Below are 23,806 nucleotides of genomic sequence, written 5' to 3' on the forward strand. Positions count from 1 at the left end.
TACTCAAATCATTTGCTATGGCACTTAAATAGCATACTCTTCACTAAGATAAATAAGGCTGAAAGCACGATGTGTTTCTCAGCCTTTTTTCTTCCTTATTTCTGCTTTGCGACCCATCTAACGACTTGAGTTTTACTCACGATCTACTTGAAAAAAATTCATAATGGATCTGTTGACATTAAATCGTATTCAATACATCCTGTGGACATATAGACGTCTAAACGTCGTTTGAGGATTTGAGATTTTAGTGGTTGCTTTTGCCACAGGGAGAGTAAGATGGGATACACACACGCTAGTCATATCGACGCTTTAAATCAGAATATCGCTGAGCTTTCTGACAACATCAATGTGTCATTTGAGTTTTTTCCACCAAGCAGTGAAAAGATGGAAGAGACCCTGTGGAATTCTGTTCACCGTCTTAAAACGCTTCAACCAAAATTTGTATCAGTGACCTACGGTGCAAACTCGGGTGAGCGTGACCGTACCCACTCAATCATTAAAGAAATCAAGAACCAAACAGGTCTAGTTGCTGCGCCGCACCTAACGTGTATTGATGCGAGTCGCGAAGAGCTGATTCAAATTGCTGACGATTACTGGGCAAATGGCATTGAGAGTATCGTTGCGCTGCGTGGTGATATTCCACCAGGTGGCGGAGCGCCTGAGATGTACGCATCTGACCTCGTTGAGCTACTCAAGTCTCGTCACGACTTTGATATTTCAGTGGCGGCATTCCCAGAGGTTCACCCTGAAGCGAAAAGCGCTCAATCAGATCTTATCAACCTAAAACGTAAAGTGGATGCCGGTGCAAACCGTGCCATCACTCAGTTCTTCTTTGATGTAGAGAGCTACCTACGTTTTCGTGACCGCTGTGTAGCGGCTGGCGTTGATGTTGAGATTGTACCGGGTATCTTACCAGTTTCTAACTTTAAGCAAGCGTCTCGCTTTGCTGCGATGAATAACGTAAAAGTACCAGGCTGGATGGCGAAGCAATTTGAAGGCTTGGACGATGATCCAACGACTCGTCAGCTTGTTGGTGCTAGCCAAGCGATTGATATGGTTCGTACACTGAGCCGTGAAGGTGTGAAAGACTTCCACTTCTACACGCTAAACCGTGCAGAAATGACTTACGCACTTTGCCACACGTTAGGTGTTCGTCCGCAAGTCGCTGCGCTTTAAGTAAAGCTTAAGCTCCTGTAAAGCATCGCTGTTTAATTCAAATCCTACAGATACAAAAAAGGCTTGGACTCTAAGAGTTCAAGCCTTTTATTTTTCTATCAGCTTCTAGCTTCTAGCTTCTAGCTTCTGCTTAAGCGATAGCACCAAGTTCAAGCAATACTTCTTCAGCCCATACAATCCATGCTTCACGGATAAGTAGGTTACGACGAAGCGTTAGACGCTCAAGACGAGCTTGCTTGTCTAGCGTTGCTGGTGTTGCGTAGTAAGCCGCTTCGATTTCACGGTAATGAGAAACCAATTTGCGAGATTCTTCTACAAGTTCAGAAAGTTGTACACGGTACGCGTCAGAAGGTTGTACAGCACAAGCCATTAGCTTAGCTGAGAATTCGTCACGAACCGTTGGGTGTGCAGTCGGCTGTTCAAACCATTCACCCAGAGCACTACGGCCAGCATCGGTGATAGAGTAAACTTTACGATCAGGTTTGCCTTCTTGAGGTTCAAGCACGCAAGTTACCTGTTCGTTCTGAGCCATTTTATTTAGCTCACGGTAAACTTGTTGATGGCTAGCTTTCCAGAAGTAACCGATGCTTGCAGAGAATTCTTTTGTGATATCGTAACCAGTAGCGTCGCGTGTACTTAGAACGGTTAAAATTACGTGTGGTAATGACATGTCTGAAATCCAAATGGTAAACAGTAAACAAATACTTAAACATCAAGTGTGCTTCTAGTGGCACGTTATATTGGTTATGTTTAAGTTGTACCAACTCATGGGTTGGTTATGTCACCTTACAAAGCCGTTTATCACCTAGGTCGACCAGTTTATTGGTCAAAGTACTGCAGATTATGATTATTGAGTGTTTCCGCAGTGGAGCAGTAGTATATCTAAATAATAAGCATAAAGTAGAATACATGGATAAAATAACCCAAAAAACTGATAAAAAACTCATCATGGTCATTTTGTTGAAATAAAAAGGTCGCACGAGGCGACCTTTTGTCTATCTTATAGTAGAAATCACTAATTAACCGGTATTTCGCATGCCTGCAGCAATGCCTGCAATAGTCACCATTAGCGCCTCTTCTAACTCAGCTGGTGGTGTTTCGCACTTACGAGTACGGTACAGCAGCTCAGCTTGAAGCATGTTCAATGGCTCTACGTAGATGTTACGTAGGCGAATCGACTCAAGCCCCCAAGGGTCGCTCTGCATTAGGTTCTCGTTGTTCTCTACATTTAGTACGGCTTTGATATCTTTTTGTAGCTGTTCACGCAGCAATTCACCTAACGGTAATAGCTCTTCGTCAACAAGACGTTGGTCGTAGTACTTAGCGATTTCCATGTTGCACTTCGAGTACACCATTTCCAACATACCCAAACGAGTTGAGAAGAATGGCCATTCACGACACATCTCTTCAAGTAGCGCTTGATGCCCTTGGTCAACTGAGTATTGAATCGCTTCACCAGCACCTAACCATGCAGGAAGTACCAAGCGGTTTTGGCTCCAAGAGAAGATCCATGGAATTGCACGTAGGCTTTCTACACCACCGTTCGGGTTACGTTTAGCTGGGCGAGAACCTAGAGGCAGTTTACCTAGCTCTAGTTCTGGTGTTGCTTGACGGAAGTACGGAACAAACTTCTCTTCACCACGAACCACGTTACGGTAAGCCTCACAAGAGACTTGAGACAGCACTTCCATTAGGTCGCGCCACTCTTGTTTTGGCTCTGGTGGCGGCAGAAGGTTCGCTTCTAGAATCGCACTTGCGTAAAGGTTGAAGCTGTTTACAGCAACATCTGGCAAGCCAAGCTTAAAGCGGATCATTTCGCCTTGCTCAGTTACACGTAAACCGCCTTTCAAGCTCTTAGGTGGCTGAGAAAGAAGAGCTGCGTGCGCTGGCGCACCACCACGACCAACCGTACCGCCACGACCGTGGAATAGAGTCAGTTCAATGCCTTCTTCATCACAAACCTTAACTAGCTTATCCATTGCATCGTATTGAGCCCAACCTGCAGACATTACGCCCGCATCTTTCGCTGAGTCTGAGTAGCCGATCATTACCATTTGGTGGTTTTGGATGAAGCCACGGTACAAGTCGATACTCATCAGCTGCTTCATTACCGCTTCTGAGTTGTTCAAGTCGTCCAGTGTTTCGAACAGTGGACACACGTCCATGCGGTATGGGCAGCCACATTCTTGCAGTAGCAAGTGAACAGCCAGTACATCTGATGCTGTACGCGCCATAGAAATCACGTAAGCACCGAAGGCTTCACGAGGTTGAGCAGCAATGACCTTACAGGTGTCTAAAACCTCTTTAACCTGTTCAGATGGCTCCCAATCGCGAGGAAGCAGCGGGCGCTTAGAGCTTAATTCATTGGTTAAGAAAGCAATCTTGTCTTGCTCGCTCCATTGGTCGTAATCACCAATGCCTAAGTAGCGAGTCAGTTCAGACAGTACATCTGAGTGACGGGTACTTTCTTGACGAACATCGAGACGAACTAGATGTACACCGAACGCTTTTAGGCGGCGCAAGGTATCAAGCAGAGAACCGTCTGCGATTACGCCCATGCCACACTCGTGCAGCGATTGGTAACACGCGTAAAGCGGAGTCCAAAGTTGGTCGATGTTCTGTAGTGTTTCTTTCTTCGGAACTTCAGTGTCATGCAGTTTTGCATCTAGTACTTCTAGTGTGTTGTTCAGTAGAGTGCGTAGGTTCTTCAGGATTGCACGGTAAGCTTCATGCTCATCACCGGCTAGTTCACGAACCGCATCATTACACTTAGTCATCGACAGTTCGGTAATCAGCTCGTTTACGTCACCTAGGTAAAGGTCAGCGGCTTTCCAGCGAGATAGGCGCAGAACCTCTTTGGTAATAGTGTGCGTTACGAATGGGTTACCATCGCGGTCACCGCCCATCCAAGATGAGAAGTGAACTGGACGTGCATCAATCGGCAGGCCTTCACCAAGGTAGCCTTTTAGTCGACCATCCATTTCACGCAGGAAATCAGGCACAGCTTCCCATAGCGAGTTTTCTACAACCGCAAAGCCCCATTTCGCTTCATCAAGTGGTGTTGGGCGTTGCTGACGAATCACATCAGAGTGCCAACCTTGAGCGATAAGTTGCTCTAGGCGACGTTCGGTTTTCACGCGCTCTTTGTGTGATAGGTCGCTTAATTCTAATTTAGACAGACATTCGTTGATCTTCACCAGCTTGTTGATCATGGTGCGACGAGTGATTTCTGTTGGGTGTGCAGTCAAAACGAGCTCAATGTTCAGGTCGCGAACAGCTTGAGCTGCATCTAGCTTGCTGATGTCGTTTTGGTTTAATTTGGAAAATAGAGATTGCAGCACGTCTGGTTCGCAAACATGCTCCTCACAGTGGCGAGAGATGGTGTGGTATTGCTCTGCCATGTTGGTGAGGTTGAGAAATTGGTTAAATGCACGAGCAACAGGAGTGAGTTGTTCGTTCGGCAGGTTTTTGATTTCTTCAACTAGGCTGTCACGGTCAGCTTTGTTGCCTGCGCGGGCGGATTTGGAAAGTTTACGGATAGTTTCCACTTTCTCTAAGATAACGTCACCATGTGCATCTTGGATTGTGTTACCTAGCAAGCGTCCCAGCATGCTTACGTTACTCTTGAGAGCGGCGTATTTCTCGTTCATTGTCATCCTGCCTCGTAAAAAAATTACATCCATTGTTCCTTGTTAAGTACACAATCTAGCGAAAACTGCTGTATCTAGTCAAATAAAGCATTCTAAGTTTGCAATTATTAGTTTTCGAAATGCGGGAGAAGTAAATTTTCCAAGACTTCGGAATAAAGTGAAATTTAATTACAAGATCAGGCTTTGGCAGGGATAACAGAATAAAAGCCACCTTTTAGGGCAGCTTTTATAAAAAAGTATCGCAAGGGTGGCAATAACTAGAAACAATATTTACGAATAGATTTACTCAGTACGTCAATCGTTGGGTCGATAAAATCAAAGCTTAAGAATTCATCCGGTTGGTGAGCTTGGTCGATTGAGCCCGGCCCCAGAACTAAGGTTGGGCAAAGTTCTTGGAGGAAAGGTGCCTCGGTACAGTAATTCACGGTTTGTGATTCAGTTTCGCAAACGGATTCCATGCCGCCGATAAATGGGTGGTCGTGCTGACACTCGTAACCTGGGATAGGTTCGTGCAGTGGCGTAATCTCAATTCTGCCCGGCCACTTCGCTTCCACTTCTTTGAGTGCGCTGCGCAGCATGTTATCTAAACCGTCTAAGCTGATACTTGGTAAAGGGCGCACGTCGTAGTGCAGTTCACAACAACCACAAATACGGTTAGCGCTGTCACCACCATGAATATGACCTAGGTTTAGTGTCGGGCTTGGAATTGCGAACCCTGGGTGGTGGTACTCTTTAATTAATTTGTCGCGCAGCTGCATCAAAGCAAACAGCACTTCATGCATGATTTCGATAGCGTTAACGCCTAATGCTGGATCTGAAGAGTGACCTGATTTACCGGTTACGCGCACTGCATTCGCCACGTGACCTTTGTGCCCGCGAATCGGTACTAGGCTGGTCGGTTCACCAATGATGCAGTAATCCGGTTTAAACGGTGCGTTTTCAGTGAAATGACGCGCACCTAGCATGGTGGTCTCTTCATCACAGGTTGCCAATACATAAAGTGGCTTCGCCTGTTTACTCCAATCCATCTTTCTTACTGCTTCATAGATAAAGGCGAAAAAGCCTTTCATGTCGGCAGTACCTAATCCGTAGAAGCGATTGTTGTGTTCTGTCAGTGCGTGAGGGTCGAAATTCCAACGCCCTTCATCAAATGGCACGGTATCACTATGTCCAGCCAGCAATAAGCCGCCTTCGCCTGAGCCCATTTTTGCGATCATATTATGCTTGCCAGGCTCAACTTCCACGACTTCTACGCTAAAGCCCAGATCTTTAAACCATTGAGCCATTTTTTCGATCACTTTCTCGTTGCCATGATCCCAGCTTGGATCCGTAGAACTAATAGAGTCGGTGGAAATTAGGCCTTTATAGACCTCAAGGAAACTCGGTAATTGCATAATATCTTCACTTCTACTATTGACAGGAAAACTATAAGTCGGTAAAACACATATTAAATCATATTTAATGCATAAGAAATCAAATAAAGCCAAAAACTAAGTATGAATAGTCAAATTTTGAAATGTAACTTACCTCAGAAATGGATGTGTTGAGATGTTGAAAACCACGATCATTGGCGCAAGCGGCTACACAGGAGCAGAACTGGCTCTAATGATAAACAGACACCCTGAGCTCACGCTATCAGGTTTGTATGTCTCAGCCAATAGTGTAGACGCAGGTAAACCTATTGCAGCACTGCACGGTAAGTTAGCGGGCTTGATTGATATGCCAGTACAGCCATTAACGAATCCAGAAGAAGTGGCAAAGCAGTCTGATGTGATTTTCCTAGCGACAGCACATGAAGTGAGTCATGACCTGGCTCCTATCTTTCTAGAGAATGATTGCCAAGTATTCGACCTATCAGGTGCTTTTAGAGTTAAAGGCGAAAACTTCTACCAAGAGTTTTACGGCTTTGAACACCAACATGAACAGTGGCTAGATAAAGCGGCTTACGGTTTAGCGGAATGGAATGAGCAAGAGATTAAAGAAGCTCAGCTTGTTGCAGTCGCAGGTTGTTACCCAACGGCATCACAACTGGCGATTAAGCCTTTAGTTGAAGCTAAGTTACTGGACGAGAATCAATGGCCTGTGATTAACGCGACCAGCGGCGTTAGTGGGGCAGGGCGCAAGGCGACCATGGTCAACAGCTTCTGCGAAGTGAGCCTGCAAGCTTATGGTGTATTTAACCACCGTCATCAACCTGAAATGGCAGCACATTTAGGATGTGATGTGATTTTCACTCCGCACCTAGGCAACTTTAAGCGCGGCATTTTAGCGACCATTACTATGAAGCTGGCTCAGGGCGTGACAGAACAACAGGTACAAGATGCCTTTGAACAAGCTTACCAAGGCAAGCCAGCCGTAAGGTTACTCGAAGAGACATTGCCAAGAATTCAAGATGTAGAACAGACACCTTTCTGCGATTTAGGTTGGAAGGTTCAAGGTCAACACATCATCGTTGTTTCAGCGATTGATAACTTATTAAAGGGTGCATCTAGCCAAGCGATGCAGTGTTTAAATTTACGTTATGGTTTTGCGCCATTAACTGCGTTAGTGTAAGGAAATCTAGATATGAGCCTTAATAATCAACCATTAATCATAAAGCTAGGTGGCGCTGCGCTATCTTGTGGTGAAACACTTAGCAAGTTATTTGGTGCGATCTCTGCTTACCAACAACAAGCACAACGACCAATCGTGATTGTTCACGGCGGTGGTTACCTTGTCGATGATTTAATGAATAAGTTGAACCTTGAGACTGTTAAGAAAGAAGGTCTGCGCGTTACTCCTTATGATCAGATTCCTGTTATTGCTGGCGCGCTAGCGGGCACGGCGAACAAATTACTGCAAGGTCAGGCGATTAAAGACGGTATTAATGCTGTTGGTTTGAGCCTAGCTGATGGTGGTTTATGCAAAGTGAGCGAATTGAACCCTGAATTGGGCGCAGTTGGCAAAGCTGAACCAGGTGATTCAACCGTTCTACAAGCCATTCTGAATGCGGGCGCACTGCCAATCATCAGTTCAATTGGTCTAACTGAGCAAGGGCAACTGATGAATGTGAATGCTGACCAAGCTGCGGTTGCTGTTGCTGGTGCACTTGATGCTGAGCTGGTACTGCTTTCTGATGTAAGTGGCGTACTAGATGGCAAGGGTCACCTAATTCCAAGCCTTAACCAGCAGCAAGCTGATGACCTTATCGAAGGGAAAGTGATTACTGATGGCATGATCGTGAAGGTTCAAGCCGCACTAGAAGCTGCTAACGACCTTGGTCGACCAATCGAAGTCGCGACGTGGCGATACCCAGAAAAGCTAACACAACTGTTTTCAGGTAAAAGCATAGGAACACAGTTTTTACCTCAGTAGGTCTCACTGCGAGTCACTACTTAAAGAATTTAGACAAATTAAATAAACATATAATTATGAAGTCATTTCCAACGCTGACCGCCATGTGCAGTATGGAAACTAGGAGAAAGAAAATGAGCAAAGTTAACGTAAAGAAAGTTGTAGTAGCCTACTCTGGCGGTCTAGACACATCAGTAATCATTCCATGGTTGAAAGAGAACTATGACTGTGAAGTAGTGGCGTTTGTCGCGGATGTTGGCCAAGGTGCTGAAGAGCTAGAAGGTATTGAAGAAAAAGCAAAAGCTTCAGGTGCTTCTGAGTGTTACATCGCTGACCTTAAAGAAGAGATGGTTGCTGATTACATCTTCCCAACGCTAAAAACTGGTGCTTACTACGAAGGTAAATACCTACTAGGTACTTCAATGGCTCGTCCAATCATTGCTAAAGCACAGGTTGAAGTTGCGCGTAAAGTAGGTGCAGATGCACTGTGTCACGGTTGTACGGGTAAAGGTAATGACCAAGTTCGTTTTGAAGGTGCGTTCGCTGCACTAGCACCAGACCTACACGTAATTGCACCATGGCGTGAGTGGGATCTAGTGAGCCGTGAAGAATGTCTGGATTACCTAGCTGAGCGTAACATTCCTTGTACTGCTTCTCTGACTAAGATCTACTCTCGTGACGCAAACGCATGGCACATCTCAACAGAAGGTGGCGTACTTGAAGATACATGGAACGCGCCAAACGAAGATTGCTGGGCTTGGACTGTAGACCCAGAGCAAGCGCCAAACGAATCTGAAACAGTGACGCTTAAAGTTGAAAAAGGCGAAGTGGTTGCCGTTGACGGTGAAACAATGACACCATACAACGCACTGGTTTACCTGAACGAGAAGGGTGCTAAGCACGGTGTTGGTCGTATCGATATCGTAGAGAACCGTCTTGTTGGTATGAAGTCGCGTGGTTGTTACGAAACTCCGGGTGGCACCATCATGATGGAAGCACTGCGTGCAGTAGAGCAATTGGTTCTTGATAAAGCAGCATTTGAATTCCGTGAAGAGCTAGGCGTTAAAGCTTCTCACCTTGTATACGATGGTCGTTGGTTCACTCCACTATGTAAGTCAATTCTTGCTGCGACAGAAGAGCTAGCGCAAGACGTTAACGGTGAGGTAGTTGTTAAGCTTTACAAAGGCCACGCAACGGTAACTCAGAAGCGTTCTGACAACAGCCTATACTCAGAAGAGTTTGCAACCTTTGGTGAAGATGAAGTTTACGACCAAAGTCATGCTGAAGGCTTCATCCGTCTTTACTCGCTATCAAGCCGTATCCGTGCTCTGAATAGCCAAAAGTAATGTTAACAATGAGTTAGTGAGCTAGCCTTCACTGAAATATTGTAGGTCGGCAAACAGACATGATTATGCAAAGCCCACTCACTATTGATTAGTGAGTGGGCTTTTTACTTTCTAATCGCCTAATAAATCAGCTTCGGTTTTTACTATGGGATGGCATATAATTCGCGCTCTACGCTGTAAAGAATCAATGGATGAATCCTTTGGTGAATAAATATGTGAAAAAAATGAATTAATACTTTATTTTAATTTTGAATTGCCGTAAGTTTAAACCATCAGAAAAATACTGAATCTTAATCAGAATTATCATTTGCAAAAACAGTGAGCACTGTGCAATTAGGAGATACACAATGGCATTATGGGGCGGTAGATTTACCCAAGCAGCAGACACGCGGTTTAAAGATTTTAACGATTCTCTTCGTTTTGATTACCGATTGGCTGAACAAGACATTGTGGGCTCAATTGCCTGGTCTAAAGCTCTACTGTCGGTCAACGTATTAACCGAAGAAGAGCAACAGAAGCTTGAGTTAGCGCTGAATGAGCTAAAACTTGAGGTGATGGAAGATCCTGAACAGATTCTACGTTCTGATGCAGAAGACATTCACAGCTGGGTTGAGCAACAACTTATCGGCAAAGTCGGTGATTTGGGTAAAAAGCTTCACACTGGCCGTTCTCGTAATGACCAAGTGGCGACAGACCTGAAACTATGGTGTCGTCAGCAAGGTAACCAACTGCTGCTAGCGCTTGATCGTCTGCAGAGTCAGATGGTTAATGTTGCTTCTCAGCATCAAGGTACTGTGCTTCCTGGCTACACTCACTTACAACGTGCTCAGCCAGTAACGTTTGCTCACTGGTGTTTGGCTTACGTTGAAATGTTTGAGCGTGATTACTCGCGTTTGAATGATGCGATTAAGCGTCTAGATACATGTCCTCTGGGTTCTGGTGCCCTTGCGGGAACCGCTTACCCGATGGACCGTGAAGAGTTAGCTCACAACTTAGGTTTCCGTCGTGCAACGCGTAACTCTCTAGATTCAGTATCTGACCGTGACCATGTGATGGAGCTGATGTCGATCGCTTCTATCTCTATGCTTCACCTTTCGCGTCTTGCGGAAGATATGATTTTCTACAACTCAGGTGAATCAAACTTCATCGAGTTAGCGGATACTGTGACATCAGGTTCATCTCTGATGCCACAAAAGAAAAACCCAGATGCACTAGAGCTTATCCGTGGTAAAACAGGCCGTGTATACGGTTCACTTGCTGGCATGATGATGACAGTAAAAGCACTGCCTTTGGCTTACAACAAAGACATGCAAGAAGATAAAGAAGGTCTGTTCGACGCTTTAGACACTTGGAATGACTGTATGGAAATGGCGGCGCTGTGTTTTGACGGCATCAAAGTGAACGGTGAGCGTACACTTGAAGCGGCGAAGCAAGGTTATGCAAACTCTACGGAACTGGCTGATTACCTAGTAGCGAAAGGCATTCCTTTCCGTGAAGCTCACCATATTGTTGGTGTAACCGTCGTCGCGGCGATTGCGAAAGGCTGCGCTCTAGAAGAATTAACCATCGCAGAGATGAAAGAGTTCTCTGAGGTGATAGAAGAGGATGTGTACGACATCCTGACCATTGAATCGTGTCTTGAGAAACGTAGTGCGCTAGGTGGTGTATCACCGAAGCAAGTGGCTTACGCGGTTGACCAAGCTGAGAAGCGTTTGGCGCAGCGTGATACCTCTATCGTTAAGGTTCGTCCTGCTCGTTTGACTGATATTGAAGCGTTGGAAGGCATGGTCGCTTACTGGGCGAATATGGGTGAAAACCTGCCTCGCTCTCGTAATGAACTGGTGCGTGATATTGGCTCATTCGCCGTCGCAGAACATCATGGTGAAGTGACCGGTTGTGCATCACTCTATGTCTATGACTCTGGTTTAGCGGAAATTCGTTCACTGGGTGTCGAAGCTGGCTGGCAAGGTCAAGGTCAGGGCACAGCGATTGTTCAGCACTTGGTTGAGAAAGCACGACAAATGGCGATTAAGAAAGTGTTTGTGCTGACCCGTACACCTGAGTTCTTTATGAAGCATGACTTCTTACCAACATCGAAATCTCTGCTGCCTGAGAAGGTACTGAAAGATTGTGACCAGTGTCCTCGCCAACATGCATGTGATGAAGTCGCGTTGGAAGTGAACTTAGTCGAGCAGATAATTGCTAAGGTTAATGTTGCATAACACCTTGATTTTATGGGCCCTAAAAAAAAGATCAAAAATCTGATCTTTTTGGGGAACAAACTAAGAAAAGCCCGGTCTATTAAAGTACCACTGCTTTTTCTTAGAATTTTCTAAGAAAGCCCCAAAACCGATTGGTTTTGGGGCTTTTTTCTATCTGCCGTTTGGCGAAAGGTGATATCTCGATAAGTGAGATGATCGCCTGTCCTACAAATACCTTAGCTAACGTTTTTTGCTTCTCAAAGGTAGTACCAAAAGCTTCATTATCCAATGCAGCGACAATAAACCACTGAATGCGAACGCTGCCATCATCAAAGCGATGGCGTTGATGGTTTTTGGGTCTTCCCTGAAAAACAGCCACCATACTCCCCAACTCAATATCGACAACACCGTGAGTTGATTCATACAACGTTGGCAACGACCGAGTTTGTTGAAGATTTTTTCATTTTTATTGCAATGAAGACATGTCATCTTGGGCTTGATTCGCGTTATGCTTATTGCCCTGATAATAACACGTCACAAGATATTGGATCACGGTGACATAGAGAGAGAAGATCGATGATTGAGCGCCAAGAAACCAAGCAACGCATGAGCCGTATTGTTAAACACAACGGTACTATCTACCTATGTGGCCAAGTTTGTGCGGATGCAACAAAAGGCATTACAGAACAAACACAGACGATGCTAGATAAAGTAGAAGCGTTACTTGAGCAAGCTGGCAGTGATAAAGAGCACATGCTGTCAGCAACGATTTACTTGAAAGACATGAAAGACTTCCAGGAAATGAACGCAGTATGGGATGCATGGGTTCCAGAAGGTCACGCTCCTGCTCGCGCATGTGTGACTGGCGACATGGCTCGTGAAGCACTACTTGTTGAGATCTCTGTGATTGCAGCTGAGAAGTAATTTTCTCGCATTTAGCGATAAGTAAAGGTTTTTAGAGATTCCAGATACTTCGTCCCTCAGTTCTGGAATGACGGTTTAAGTTTAGGCTTAGTTGCTTAATTAAATCAACGTCATTCCCCATAGTGACGAAGGAGTGTGGTCGGAGTTTCTATTTATGTGTGACAAGAGATTCCAGATACTTCGTCCCTCAGTTCTGGAATGACGTATTAAGTTTTGGCTTAGTTGCTTAACTAAATCCACGTCATTCCCTATAGGGACGAAGGAGCGTAATCGGGAATCTGTTATTTGCTCGTTGCCAAAAAACAAAAAGGAAAGCCAATGGCTTTCCTTTTTAGTATTTAATCTATGCGTTTTGTCTCAATCGACCGAGATTAACAACCTGGACCACAGTCTAGACAGTGTTTCACCATCTCTGGACCTAAGTGCAGTTTCGCGTTGAGGTCACGTAGCGCAGTTCGTACACCTTCTTCGATTACTGGGTGATAGAACGGCATATCTAGCATTTCAGAAACCGTCATCTTGTTTTGGTGTGCCCATGCTAACAAGTGCGCCAAGTGTTCTGCATTTGGTCCCATCATTTCAGCACCAAGGAAGCGACCAGTACCTTGCTCGCCGTAAACGTGCAGAATGCCTTTGTTGCGTAGCATTACTCGTGAGCGGCCTTGGTTCTCGAAAGACACTTCACCTGTTGCGAAACAACCACATGTACCTAAGCGTGTGGTGATCTCTTTGTAAGTTTCACCAACCATCGCGATTTGCGGGTCAGAGAAAACCGCTGAGATTTTAGAGCGGCGTAGGCCTGCACGAATCTCAGGGAAGCGACCTGCGTTGTCACCGGCAATGCGCGCTTGGTCTGCCGCTTCATGTAGCAGGGGCAGTTGGTTGCTAGCGTCACCTGCAATAAAGATTGATGGTAACGATGTTTGCAGTGTGTAAAGGTCTGCAACTGGCACACCGCGCTCATCAAGCTCTAGAGAGGTATTCTCTAAACCAAGTTTATCCGTGTTAGGACGACGACCTGTTGCTGCCAATACGTATTCAACGATGTTGGTTTCTAGCTCACCTTGCTTATTGATGAACTGAATTTCGACACGCGGCTCACCCGATTCAGTGGTAATACGCTTCATGCTTTCGATTTTCACGTCGGCATCGAGGTAGAACTCTTCATTGAAGGCTTTATCTGCGTAAGCCATTATCTCTGGGTCAGTTACTGGGCCAACTTGACCACCCAAACCGAACAGTTTGGTCTTCACACCTAAGCGGTGTAGCGACTGACCAAGCTCTAGACCAATTACACCTGGGCCAAATACGGCAACTGATTCTGGTAAATCATCCCAGCTGAACACGTCATCGTTAATGATTAGGCGGTCGCCAAGTTCATTCCAAACAGCAGGGTATGCAGGGCGAGAGCCGGTTGCGATAACAATACGCTTTGCCGTGATCACCGTGTGGTCATCAACTTGAAGTGTGTTGTCGTCTAAGAATTTTGCGTAGCCAGAGATTTTATCTTGCTCTGGGATCTCATCGACGCCTTCTAAAACAAAACCAACAAAACGGTCACGTTCAAACTTCACTCGGTCCATGACTTCACGACCGTTAATTACGATATCGCCTTGTGGGTGAACGCCAAAAGCCGGAGCTTTCTCGATTTGGTGTACGCTCTCCGCAGCTGCAATAAGCAGTTTAGATGGCATACAACCAACACGAGCACAGGTTGTACCGTAAGGGCCGCCTTCAATCATCACGACACTGTCAGTGTGTGCTTTTGCAGCGCGGTATGATCCTAGACCTGCCGTACCGCCCCCGATAACTGCTACATCTACATTGACTTGTTTCATAATAATTTTCTCGCAATGGCTAAATTTAGTTTAAACGAACCCCTCCAACTCATGTGATGTTTTTAGTGAGTCAGGATAGCGGGTCAGTTTTGTGGTTCTGTTTTATTAGGTTTAGCTTGTGACCGTGGTTAATGCGAGCCACAAGCTTGATTCACCCCGATAGGGTTAGCCAACCCACAAGTGAGTGGGTTAGCCTTTTGGCAGTGATTAGCCTAGGAAAGCTTCTAGCTCTTCGCTACCACCGATGTGTTTACCACCGATGAATACTTGAGGAACCGTTGTGCGACCAGAGATTGCACGTAGGCTTACAGTAGTAGCGTCTTTACCTAGTACTACTTCTTCGTAGTTTAGACCTTTGTCGATTAGGTTCTGTTTCGCTTTCATACAGAAAGGACAGCCAGGCTTAGTGAATACTGTGATTGACTCTTGCTCTTTGTGCTCTGGAGCAATGTAGTTCAGCATAGTGTCTGCATCAGAAACCTTGAACGGGTCGCCTGGTACATCTTCTTCGATGAACATTTTCTCTACCACGCCGTTCTTAACCAGCATGCTGTAGCGCCATGAACGTTTGCCGAAGCCGATGTCGTTTTTCTCAACTAGCATACCCATGCCATCTGTGAAATCACCGTTACCATCTGGGATGAATGTGATGTTTTCTGCTTCTTGGTCTGCTTTCCATGCGTTCATTACGAACGTATCGTTTACAGAAACACAAAGGATGTCATCAACACCGTTCTCTTTGAACACTGAATGTAGTTCGTTGTAGCGAGGAAGGTGGCTTGACGAACAAGTTGGCGTAAACGCGCCTGGTAGGCTAAATACGATAACTGTTTTGTCTTTGAATAGCTCTTCAGTCGTTACGTTAACCCATGCATCACCTTGGCGAGTTGGGAATGTTACTTGAGGGATTGATTGACCTTCTTTAGATGCAAACATATTGATTTCCTTAAATGATATTTTAATTTTGTTCTAGTAGAGCTTAACGCTTTTCGCTGCTCTGTTTCGTTTTGTTGAGCCCATTATTAGATAAATTCTTTGATAGCTCTAATCGTTTGATGTTATGGTTTTGATAGGTAAATTCTATCAAGAGCATTTTTCTTTTAAATGTTGCTATGAAAACCCTTGTTCTTATTAAACCTGAGGTAAGAGACTGATCATGAATATTCGTGACTTTGAATACTTGGTGGCGCTCGCAGAGCACAAACACTTCCGTAAAGCGGCAGAAGCGTGCTTTGTCAGTCAGCCAACACTAAGCGGTCAAATACGCAAACTAGAAGATGAAATCGGACTTCAGTTAACCGAGCGTAGTCCAAGGAAGGTCATATTTACAGAATCAGGGTTACAACTTGTTGAACAAGCCAAGCGTATTCTCAACGAAGTGAAGACTTTTAAGGATATGGCGAGTGGTCACGGTGAAGCGATGACCGGACCAATGCATATTGGCTTCATTCCAACCGTGGGTCCTTACATTCTGCCTAAGATTGTCCCTCATCTTAAAGAGAGCTTTCCTGAGTTAGAGCTGTACCTGCATGAAGCGCAAACTCATCAATTAGTGAGCCAATTGGAAGATGGCAAGCTGGACTGCTTAGTACTGGCAGCGGTTGATGAAACGGCGGTGTTCAAAGAGATTGATGTGTATGACGAGCCATTAAGTGTCGCGGTTCCATGTGACCATGAATGGGCTCAGCAGGACACAGTAGATATGCTTCAACTCAATGGACAGACAGTCTTAGCACTTGGTGACGGTCACTGTTTAAGAGACCAAGCTCTAGGGTTCTGTTTTGCTGCGGGAGCAAAAGATGATGAGCGCTTTAAAGCGACCAGCTTAGAGACGCTGCGTAACATGGTTGCGGCAGGCGCGGGGATTACCTTGCTACCTCAATTATCAGTACCAAAAGAAAAGCAGAAAGATGGTGTGTGCTACGTACCTGCGGTAAACCCAACGCCTTCGCGTCGCATTGTGGTTGCGTACCGTCCGGGCTCTCCATTGAAAGGGCGCTTTGAGCAACTGGCGGAGACGATTCGCACTCAATTGGAAAAGGTCGTTTAGCTTAACCTTCGCACAGCAGATATTAAAAAAGGGTTGATATGAATTCATATCAACCCTTTTTATTTGCTTATGTTGCTAGGTTTAAAGAACTGCTTAGAACAGTTCTTCTACCGTTTCACCTGAAGAGGTGGAGTAGATATCATCATTGAAACGCTCAGTGATGTACTCAGTTGGCTCAGTGCCTTTCTCGAAGTACTCAAACATTGATGAGCTATCGTACTTGTTGGTCAGTAAGCCTGTATCACGGTCAATACGAACACGAACGATGTTTTCTGGAATCTCTTTACGTTGTGCTGGAACGCCTGCCAATGCCGTACCCATGAAGTCTACCCATGCAGGTTCTGCTGTCTTAGCACCAGCTTCCGCACCTGTAATCTGGTTCTTACCAAGGTTAGAGTTCGCTTTAGTACGACCTAGGTTACGATTGTGGTTGTCAAAACCAACCCATACCGTTGCAACCATGCCTGGGCCATAGCCGCTGTACCAAGTATCTTTCGAGTCGTTAGTTGTACCGGTTTTGCCGCCAATATCACGACGTTTCAGTGGTTGAGCACGCCAACCTGTACCGTTCCAACCTGTGCCCGCACTCCAATCACCGCCGCCCCAGATGTTGCTGTACATCATTTCACGAACTAGGAATGCGTTCTGCTCAGAGATAACTTGAGGAGCGTATTGAACTTTCGCATCCACATCTTGCTCGGCAAACTCATCCGCCATTGGATCGGTTGTAATGGTCTGTTGGCAATCTTCTTTACAGACAACTTTTGGTGTTGCTTCAAACTCAGTCTCGCCAAATGGAGTCTCAACGCGGCTGATGTAGAAAGGTTCAACGTAGTAACCACCGTTAGCGAATACTGAGTAACCTTGCGCTACTTTCATTGGCGTTAAGCTACCAGCACCTAGCGCAATAGTTTCAGAACGAGGCACTTCATCGATATCAAAACCAAAGCGAGTTAGGTAGTTACGTGTGTCATCTAAGCCTACTTCACGCAGTACACGTACCGCCATTACGTTTTTCGACTGAGCTAAGCCAATACGTAAACGAGTAGGGCCGACGTAAGTTGGTGGCGAGTTCTTTGGTCGCCATGCCGTACCTTGGCTCTTATCCCATTGGTTGATTGGCGCATCGTTGATAAGAGAAGCCAGTGTTAAACCTTTCTCAATCGCTGCTGAGTAAATGAAAGGCTTGATACCAGAACCCACTTGACGAATAGATTGCGTCGCACGGTTGAATTTGTTGTGTACGAAGTTAAAGCCACCGACCATCGACAACACAGCGCCGTTGTTCGGATTCATTGCTACGAATGCAGTGTTGGCATTCGGCACTTGGCTTAGGCGCCAAACTACCGGAGTATCAGATTCTGCAGTTGCTGACTCTTCTGTTGCTTCCTCAGAGACTTCGTCACCTGTGATCGCTTCATGACGAACCCAAACTTGTTCACCAACCGCAAGAATCTCTTTTGCTTGAGATGGAGCTGGGCCTTGACGGTCGTCTGTTAGGAACTTACGAGCCCAGTTCATACCTTGCCATTCGATAGTGCCTTCGCCTTGATTCTTCACCCATACTTGAGCGCTTTTTGAATCAACAGCAGTCACTACTGCAGGAACTAGGTCACCGTAGGTTGGTTGAGACTTAAGGTGTTTCACGATCTTGTCGTGGTCCCAAGCCGATTGAGCGGTTTGCCATAAGACTTTTTCAGCACCACGGTAGCCGTGACGCTCATCGTAGCCAAGCAGGTTCTTAATCGCAGCTTGGTTTGCCGCTTTTTGCAGCTTCGAATCAACGGTTGTGTAGACTTTCATACCAGAGGTGTATGCGTCTTCACCGTAGCGTTCAACCATCCAAGCACGTGCCACTTCTGCCACGTATGGTGCGCTCAGTTCGATCTCTGCACCGTGGTACTTTGATACAAGCTGTTCATTGCTTGCTTCATCAAACTCGGCTTGAGTGATGTATTTCTCGTCGAGCATACGACGCAATACAACGTTACGACGGTTGGTCGCGCGTTCAATAGAGTAGATAGGGTTCATGGTTGAAGGTGCTTTTGGCATACCTGCTAGGGTCGCTAGTTCACTCAGGGTTAGATCCGGAAGATCTTTACCAAAGTAAACGCGTGCTGCAGCGCCGAAACCATACGAACGGTGACCAAGGAAGATCTTGTTGACGTAAAGCTCCATGATCTCTTCTTTGCTAAGCAGTTGCTCAATATGGATCGCAATGAAGATCTCTTTAATCTTACGCATGATCTTTTTCTCATTGGATAAGAAGAAGTTACGCGCAAGCTGCTGAGTAATGGTACTTGCACCTTGTTTTGCCGAACCTGACATCGCTACTACGATAGCTGCACGAGTAATGCCGATTGGGTCAATACCAGGGTGTTCGTAGAAACGGCTATCCTCGGTAGCAATCAAAGCCTCAACTAAGTGGCGAGGGATCTCGTCATAAGTCACTGGAATACGACGTTTTTCACCAAATTGGGAGATCAACTTACCGTCTTGGCTGAAGATCTGCATTGGAGTTTGGAGTTCTACGTCGCGCAAAGTGGCAACATCAGGCAACTCTGGTTTTACGTAGTAATAAAACCCAAAAATTGTACTGACTCCAAGAATCATGCAAATCAATGTAAATATGAATAATCGCTTTATGAACTTCACCGGATAATCCCTGATTAGTTAAGGCTGATAAGCAGCAAACCCTTGTACTCTAGGCTAAAAAACTAGCTTTCGTTTATTAACGCTTATTTAACTAATAATCACAACCCCTAGATAATCAACGAAATGCTTGGCACTTCAGGAGCTAGGTCACATGGGTTCATCATTAATTACAGGTATAGATATAAATCACCACAGCATCAAAGCTGTGGTGCTAAAACCCGTGGGGGAATTGTACGCCCTAGTGGGATACAAAGAGCTGCCGATTTCGGACGACATTTTTACAGCTAACCATACTTTGGAGTATCAGAAAACTGTTAAGAAACTCAAAGAACTTAGGAAAGGGCTGCCTTTCGGCTGTCGTAACGTCGCCATTTCGGTACCTGATAACACGGTGATCAGCAAGGTACTGCAAATTGAGAGTGAACTCGAAGATAGAGAGAAAGAGTTTTCGATCTACCAAACCTTCGCCCATCAATCTCCTTTTCCCATCGAGGAGCTGAGTTTAGATTTTGTGAAGCTGGAAGACAAACGATTTGGTAAAGGTTCGACGAGCAGTTATCAGGTTTATGCTACTCGTAAAGAAGTGGTCGATAGCCGAGCAGAGGCATTAACTAAGGCTGGCTTTAAACCTGTTGTCGTTGATACGCAGGCGCATGGTTTACTTCATGTTTGGCAGCTTGCCTCACGTTTATACCCAGAGAAAAGTAATTGGCTGTTGGTGGACATTGGCGTTGATCAAACCTCGCTGGGCATCATTCCTCAGGGAGCAGCCCCTTTCTATAAAGACATCGCCTTTGGCACTCAAGACCTTTGCAGTATCGAAAACCCCAATGATATCGAGGCTGCGTTTGGCAGTGCTCAGGATACTCATCAATTTATCGTTAACTTAATTGAAAAGCTCAAACGTCAGTTGCAGCTCTATTCCTCGGTGAATGTTCACCAACCTATCTCAGGCATCTGGTTAATGGGCGAGGGCGCCAGCACACCAATGGTGGCTGAAGAGCTTGAACGACATTTTCAGTTGAGCTGTGAATCATTGAATCCTTTATCCCTGTTTGAGAATAAGGTCGCGAGGAAACGCCGCCTGCAAATGGATTGGCAACATTTTGGTATTGCTGCGGGCATGGCGATGAGCGGACTTAAATGGCAGGGAGAGAAGCATGTTGCATCAAATTAACCTGCTACCTTGGCGAGATGAGATTCGTGCTCAACACCGAAAGCGTTTTATTCATTTAGTTATCCTTGGCGTGATTGTGGCTGGGGCAGGGCAATGGGCAGTCGGAAGCTACTTCCATGATCAACAAGCCAAACAGCAAGCTCGCCTAGATTATCTTAGCCAATACATTGCAGGGCTCGACCGGCAGATTCAGTCACTAAAAGTCGCGGAGCAAGAGCACAAAGCTATTTTGACTCGACTTGATGTCGTTGAATCTTTGCAGCTCGGTCGCAATAAAACCACCGACTTTATGAACTTGATGCCGGAGTTGATTCCTGAGGGCGTGTATGTCGACAAGATAAAGATGAACGGCCAAGAGATTGAAATGGCCGGCATCAGTGACAGTACCGCTCGTCTCGCCACCATGCTGGATAACTTAGAACGCTCTGAATCCCTCAAAGGGGTCGAGATGCACTCTATTGTCCATAACCGTAAGCGCTTCAATAAAGAGTTTCAGACCTTCAAGGTGTCTTTCGTGTTCAGCCCTGTGTCATTAGAGAGTACAACTGCACATCGAAAGGGTAAGGGGGCGAACCATGGCTAGCTTTCAAAACATGATGAGCCTGCAAGAGCTTGATATCGATGAGATCACCGAGTGGCCACTGTTGCCTCAGTTATTGGTGATTCTATTGCTGGTGGCGCTTATTCAAGGGCTGGGAACCTGGTTCTATATTTTGCCCTTGGATGACGAGCTACAACAGATGAAGCAGCAAGAGCAGACCTTGAAAGCAACACTGCGCATCAAAGCCAATAAGGTTGCCGCTTTACCTAAGCTTCAGGGCCAACTGGATGAACTGACTAGTCGCTATGATTACCTGTTAGAACAGCTGCCCGTGCAAAAAGAGTTGGCGAGCATGTTGGCATCAGTCAATGAGCTCGGTTTAGATAACTCACTAACCTTTACCCGAATTGACTGGGGTGAAAAACAGAACAAAGCCTTCCTATACCGCTTGCCTCTTAACATCGAACTGACTGGTGATTACCACGAGATAGGCGACTTCTCTGCAGCTATCGCCAAGCTCCCGCGAATCATCAGCTTTGATGATGTGAATTGGCAGAGAGTGAGCCAAGAAAGCAGCACACTTCACTTCAGGGTTCGAGCTTATACCTACCAGTTTAAATCGGAGGTCAACGATGAGGCCCAATAGCGCGCTCTATTCAACGTTGTTACTGCTGATGTTGTCGGGCTGCAAAGCCAATCAAGACTCACTAGAAGACTTCGTGGTGCAGGTTGAGCTCAAAGCGAAAAAAGAAGTTGAGCAGCTTGTTCCTGCGACTGAGTTCTCAGCCGCTACCTATCAACGACGTGCTTTTCGTCCTCCCTTTGAACTACCCAAAGAAGCGATCGTGCAAAACCAGCCCTTGTTGAAGAAAGATTGCTGGCAACCTAGCGCTCGTGCTCGCAGTGGCAAGTTAGAGAAATACCCACTCAGTAAATTGCGCTTGAAAGGTGTGATGGGCAGTGGAACGAGTGTGTTTGGGCTTGTACAAACGCCTAAGGGCAATGTCGTCAATGTGAAAAAAGGCCAGCTTATCGGCTTAAACAACGGCCGAGTTACTAAGGTAACGAGCCAGTACGTTCTGATTAATGAAACTCTTCCAGATGGCTTAGGTTGTTGGCATAAGCGCAACGTTAGGCTGGCTCTGAAATAAACCAATGTCACATGATGTGGATATGAGATGTAAATATGAATAAAGGAATAAGTGGATTAGTGAGCAAAGCTCTACAAGGTTTTGCTGTGTCTGTGATGTTGGTTTTTAGCGCCTTCGGCTACGCAGAGAGCTCGTCTAATAAATTAGAGAACATTGATTTTAGAGTTAACAAGGATAAAGACGCTGTCATTATCATTGAGTTAGCAACCAGTAGCGCGGTGGTTGATGTTCAGCGAGCACAAGAAGGCTTGAGCATCGAACTTATCAATACAGAAGTGGATGATGACAAGCTCTACCTTTTGGACGTTAAAGATTTCGCGACTCTGGTTGAGGGGATTGAGGTATACAAAGAGACGCCAAGCACTCGCTTGCTGGCAACGATTAACAGTGACTACCAATACGAATATGACCTCAAGGGGCGCTTCATCGAGGTGGTGATCAGCAAGCCCACGATTGAAGAAGTGACGACAGAGAAAAGCGTACTTGAGAAAGAGGGTAAGCTGATATCGATTAACTTCCAAGATATCCCAGTTCGAAATGTCCTTCAGTTGATTGCTGACTACAATGAGTTCAACTTGGTGGTATCAGACTCGGTCGCGGGTAACCTGACGTTACGTTTGGATGGTGTTCCTTGGCAGCAAGTTCTCGACATTATCTTGCAAGTTAAGGGCTTGGATAAGCGCGTCGATGGCAACGTTATCTTGGTCGCTCCCAAAGCAGAACTGGATCTGAGAGAACAGCAAGCGCTCGAAAAGTCCCGTTTAGAAGAAGAGCTTGGGGAACTTAAATCAGAAATCATCAAGATTAACTTTGCTAAAGCCACCGATATAGCTGACATGATTGGTGGTGAAGGGGCGGTGAGTATGCTGTCTGATCGCGGTTCAATTACCATAGATGAACGTACGAACTCTCTACTGATTCGCGAGCTGGAAGAGAACATTGCGGTGATCCGCGGCATTATTGAGTCGTTAGATATCCCTGTGAAGCAAGTACAGATAGAGGCGCGTATTGTTACCGTCACCGAAGGTAACCTTGATGAACTCGGCGTGCGCTGGGGCGTTTCATCGACCAACGGAAGCTTCACTGTTGGTGGTTCAATTGAAGGCAACCACCCCTCAGCCATTACACCTTATGACGATAGCAGCAGTAGTGTTATTGATGACTACCTTAACGTGAATTTGGCGGCAACATCGCCAAATGCATCGAGTATTGCGTTTCAGGTAGCCAAGCTTGGCTCAGATACGCTGCTCGATCTTGAGTTATCTGCACTGCAACAAGAGTCTAAGGCGGAGATCATCTCTAGCCCACGCTTAATCACCACCAATAAAAAGCCGGCTTATATTGAGCAAGGTACTGAAATTCCTTACTTAGAGTCCTCTTCGAGCGGTGCAACGTCCGTCGCATTTAAGAAAGCTGTGTTGAGTTTGAAAGTTACCCCTCAAATCACACCAGACAATCGCTTGGTTCTGGATTTGAGTGTGACTCAAGATAGGCCTGGACAAGTGGTGAAAACAGGAACTGGGGAAGCGGTTGCTATAGATACCCAAAGAATAGGTACGCAAGTGCTTGTTAATAATGGTGAAACTGTTGTTCTTGGTGGAATATTTCAACACAGTGTCAGAAGTACAGTCGATAAAGTTCCTCTGTTGGGAGACCTTCCTTTATTGGGTGCATTGTTCCGTCGCAGCTACGAAAATGTGGGTAAAAGTGAACTGCTTATCTTTGTTACACCTAAAGTTGTGATTCAGTAACGTACAATTAGAT

19 protein-coding genes are annotated in these 23,806 nt (G+C 45.7%); 12 read left to right on the top strand and 7 right to left on the bottom strand.

The window, feature by feature from the left end:
* Positions 1-276 precede the first annotated feature (276 nt).
* The gene (gene metF, locus JC606_RS09705; protein WP_004737146.1) at positions 277-1,176 is read left to right on the top strand and encodes a methylenetetrahydrofolate reductase; all 900 of its coding nucleotides are present in this window, start codon (positions 277-279) and stop codon (positions 1,174-1,176) included.
* Positions 1,177-1,306: 130 nt separating this feature from the next.
* Here metF and JC606_RS09710 read toward each other — a convergent pair whose 3' ends face one another.
* The 3 genes from JC606_RS09710 to argE all read right to left on the bottom strand — a co-directional run bounded on the left by JC606_RS09710 (position 1,307) and on the right by argE (position 6,220).
* A complete protein-coding gene (locus tag JC606_RS09710; RefSeq protein ID WP_008219678.1) occupies positions 1,307-1,846 on the bottom strand; it encodes a PadR family transcriptional regulator in 540 nt (179 codons plus the stop codon).
* Between the two features lie 349 nt (positions 1,847-2,195).
* Positions 2,196-4,832, bottom strand: a complete 2,637-nt coding sequence (ppc, locus tag JC606_RS09715; RefSeq protein ID WP_171731011.1) for a phosphoenolpyruvate carboxylase — start codon at positions 4,830-4,832, stop codon at positions 2,196-2,198.
* Between the two features lie 251 nt (positions 4,833-5,083).
* Positions 5,084-6,220 carry an acetylornithine deacetylase gene (gene argE, locus JC606_RS09720; RefSeq protein ID WP_198778506.1) on the bottom strand — a complete coding sequence of 379 codons (1,137 nt, stop codon included), beginning with the start codon at positions 6,218-6,220 and terminating at the stop codon, positions 5,084-5,086.
* Positions 6,221-6,374: 154 nt separating this feature from the next.
* Between argE and argC the strand changes: the two genes are divergently transcribed.
* The 4 genes from argC to argH all read left to right on the top strand — a co-directional run bounded on the left by argC (position 6,375) and on the right by argH (position 11,727).
* On the top strand, positions 6,375-7,379 hold the full coding sequence (gene argC / locus JC606_RS09725) for an N-acetyl-gamma-glutamyl-phosphate reductase (protein ID WP_008219684.1): 1,005 nt from the start codon (positions 6,375-6,377) through the stop codon (positions 7,377-7,379).
* Between the two features lie 12 nt (positions 7,380-7,391).
* The gene (argB, locus tag JC606_RS09730; RefSeq protein WP_008219686.1) at positions 7,392-8,180 is read left to right on the top strand and encodes an acetylglutamate kinase; all 789 of its coding nucleotides are present in this window, start codon (positions 7,392-7,394) and stop codon (positions 8,178-8,180) included.
* A 113-nt stretch (positions 8,181-8,293) separates the two neighbouring features.
* The gene (locus JC606_RS09735) at positions 8,294-9,505 is read left to right on the top strand and encodes an argininosuccinate synthase (protein WP_063522850.1); all 1,212 of its coding nucleotides are present in this window, start codon (positions 8,294-8,296) and stop codon (positions 9,503-9,505) included.
* Positions 9,506-9,852: 347 nt separating this feature from the next.
* On the top strand, positions 9,853-11,727 hold the full coding sequence (gene argH / locus JC606_RS09740) for an argininosuccinate lyase (RefSeq protein ID WP_004737153.1): 1,875 nt from the start codon (positions 9,853-9,855) through the stop codon (positions 11,725-11,727).
* Positions 11,728-11,946: 219 nt separating this feature from the next.
* On the opposite strand, the gene JC606_RS09745 is transcribed toward argH, so the two are convergent.
* Positions 11,947-12,195 (bottom strand): DUF3624 domain-containing protein, encoded by a 249-nt coding sequence (locus JC606_RS09745; RefSeq protein ID WP_004737154.1) that lies wholly within the window; start codon positions 12,193-12,195, stop codon positions 11,947-11,949.
* A gap of 87 nt (positions 12,196-12,282) precedes the next feature.
* On the opposite strand from JC606_RS09745, the gene JC606_RS09750 reads away from it, so the two are divergent.
* Positions 12,283-12,630 carry a RidA family protein gene (locus JC606_RS09750; RefSeq protein ID WP_004737155.1) on the top strand — a complete coding sequence of 116 codons (348 nt, stop codon included), beginning with the start codon at positions 12,283-12,285 and terminating at the stop codon, positions 12,628-12,630.
* A gap of 371 nt (positions 12,631-13,001) precedes the next feature.
* Here JC606_RS09750 and JC606_RS09755 read toward each other — a convergent pair whose 3' ends face one another.
* Together JC606_RS09755 and JC606_RS09760 are read right to left on the bottom strand one after the other, a co-directional pair.
* Positions 13,002-14,468: a dihydrolipoyl dehydrogenase gene (locus JC606_RS09755; protein ID WP_137406906.1), complete on the bottom strand. Its 1,467-nt coding sequence runs from the start codon at positions 14,466-14,468 to the stop codon at positions 13,002-13,004.
* Between the two features lie 207 nt (positions 14,469-14,675).
* Complete coding sequence (locus JC606_RS09760; RefSeq protein ID WP_004737157.1) at positions 14,676-15,404, bottom strand: glutathione peroxidase; 729 nt, start codon at positions 15,402-15,404, stop codon at positions 14,676-14,678.
* 220 nt (positions 15,405-15,624) lie between these two features.
* On the opposite strand from JC606_RS09760, the gene oxyR reads away from it, so the two are divergent.
* A complete protein-coding gene (gene oxyR / locus JC606_RS09765) occupies positions 15,625-16,518 on the top strand; it encodes a DNA-binding transcriptional regulator OxyR (protein WP_004737158.1) in 894 nt (297 codons plus the stop codon).
* A 93-nt stretch (positions 16,519-16,611) separates the two neighbouring features.
* On the opposite strand, the gene JC606_RS09770 is transcribed toward oxyR, so the two are convergent.
* Positions 16,612-19,173 (bottom strand): penicillin-binding protein 1A, encoded by a 2,562-nt coding sequence (locus JC606_RS09770; protein ID WP_170222424.1) that lies wholly within the window; start codon positions 19,171-19,173, stop codon positions 16,612-16,614.
* A 151-nt stretch (positions 19,174-19,324) separates the two neighbouring features.
* Here JC606_RS09770 and pilM point away from each other — a divergent pair, with 151 nt between their 5' ends.
* From pilM to JC606_RS09795, 5 genes are read left to right on the top strand one after another with little or no spacing between them, the layout of a single operon-like run.
* On the top strand, positions 19,325-20,350 hold the full coding sequence (pilM, locus tag JC606_RS09775; protein ID WP_137406904.1) for a type IV pilus assembly protein PilM: 1,026 nt from the start codon (positions 19,325-19,327) through the stop codon (positions 20,348-20,350).
* Complete coding sequence (locus JC606_RS09780; RefSeq protein ID WP_137406903.1) at positions 20,334-20,933, top strand: PilN domain-containing protein; 600 nt, start codon at positions 20,334-20,336, stop codon at positions 20,931-20,933. The genes pilM and JC606_RS09780 overlap by 17 nt, the downstream gene beginning before the upstream one ends.
* A complete protein-coding gene (locus tag JC606_RS09785) occupies positions 20,926-21,537 on the top strand; it encodes a type 4a pilus biogenesis protein PilO (RefSeq protein ID WP_137406902.1) in 612 nt (203 codons plus the stop codon). The genes JC606_RS09780 and JC606_RS09785 overlap by 8 nt, the downstream gene beginning before the upstream one ends.
* Positions 21,524-22,042 (top strand): pilus assembly protein PilP, encoded by a 519-nt coding sequence (locus JC606_RS09790; RefSeq protein WP_198778507.1) that lies wholly within the window; start codon positions 21,524-21,526, stop codon positions 22,040-22,042. Before JC606_RS09785 ends, JC606_RS09790 begins: the two co-directional genes overlap by 14 nt.
* Positions 22,043-22,077: 35 nt before the next feature.
* Positions 22,078-23,793: a type IV pilus secretin PilQ gene (locus JC606_RS09795; RefSeq protein ID WP_198778508.1), complete on the top strand. Its 1,716-nt coding sequence runs from the start codon at positions 22,078-22,080 to the stop codon at positions 23,791-23,793.
* Positions 23,794-23,806 lie beyond the last annotated feature (13 nt).

It is taken from the genome of Vibrio sp. IB15 (assembly GCF_016406055.1).
GTDB classification, from domain to species: domain Bacteria; phylum Pseudomonadota; class Gammaproteobacteria; order Enterobacterales; family Vibrionaceae; genus Vibrio; species Vibrio chagasii.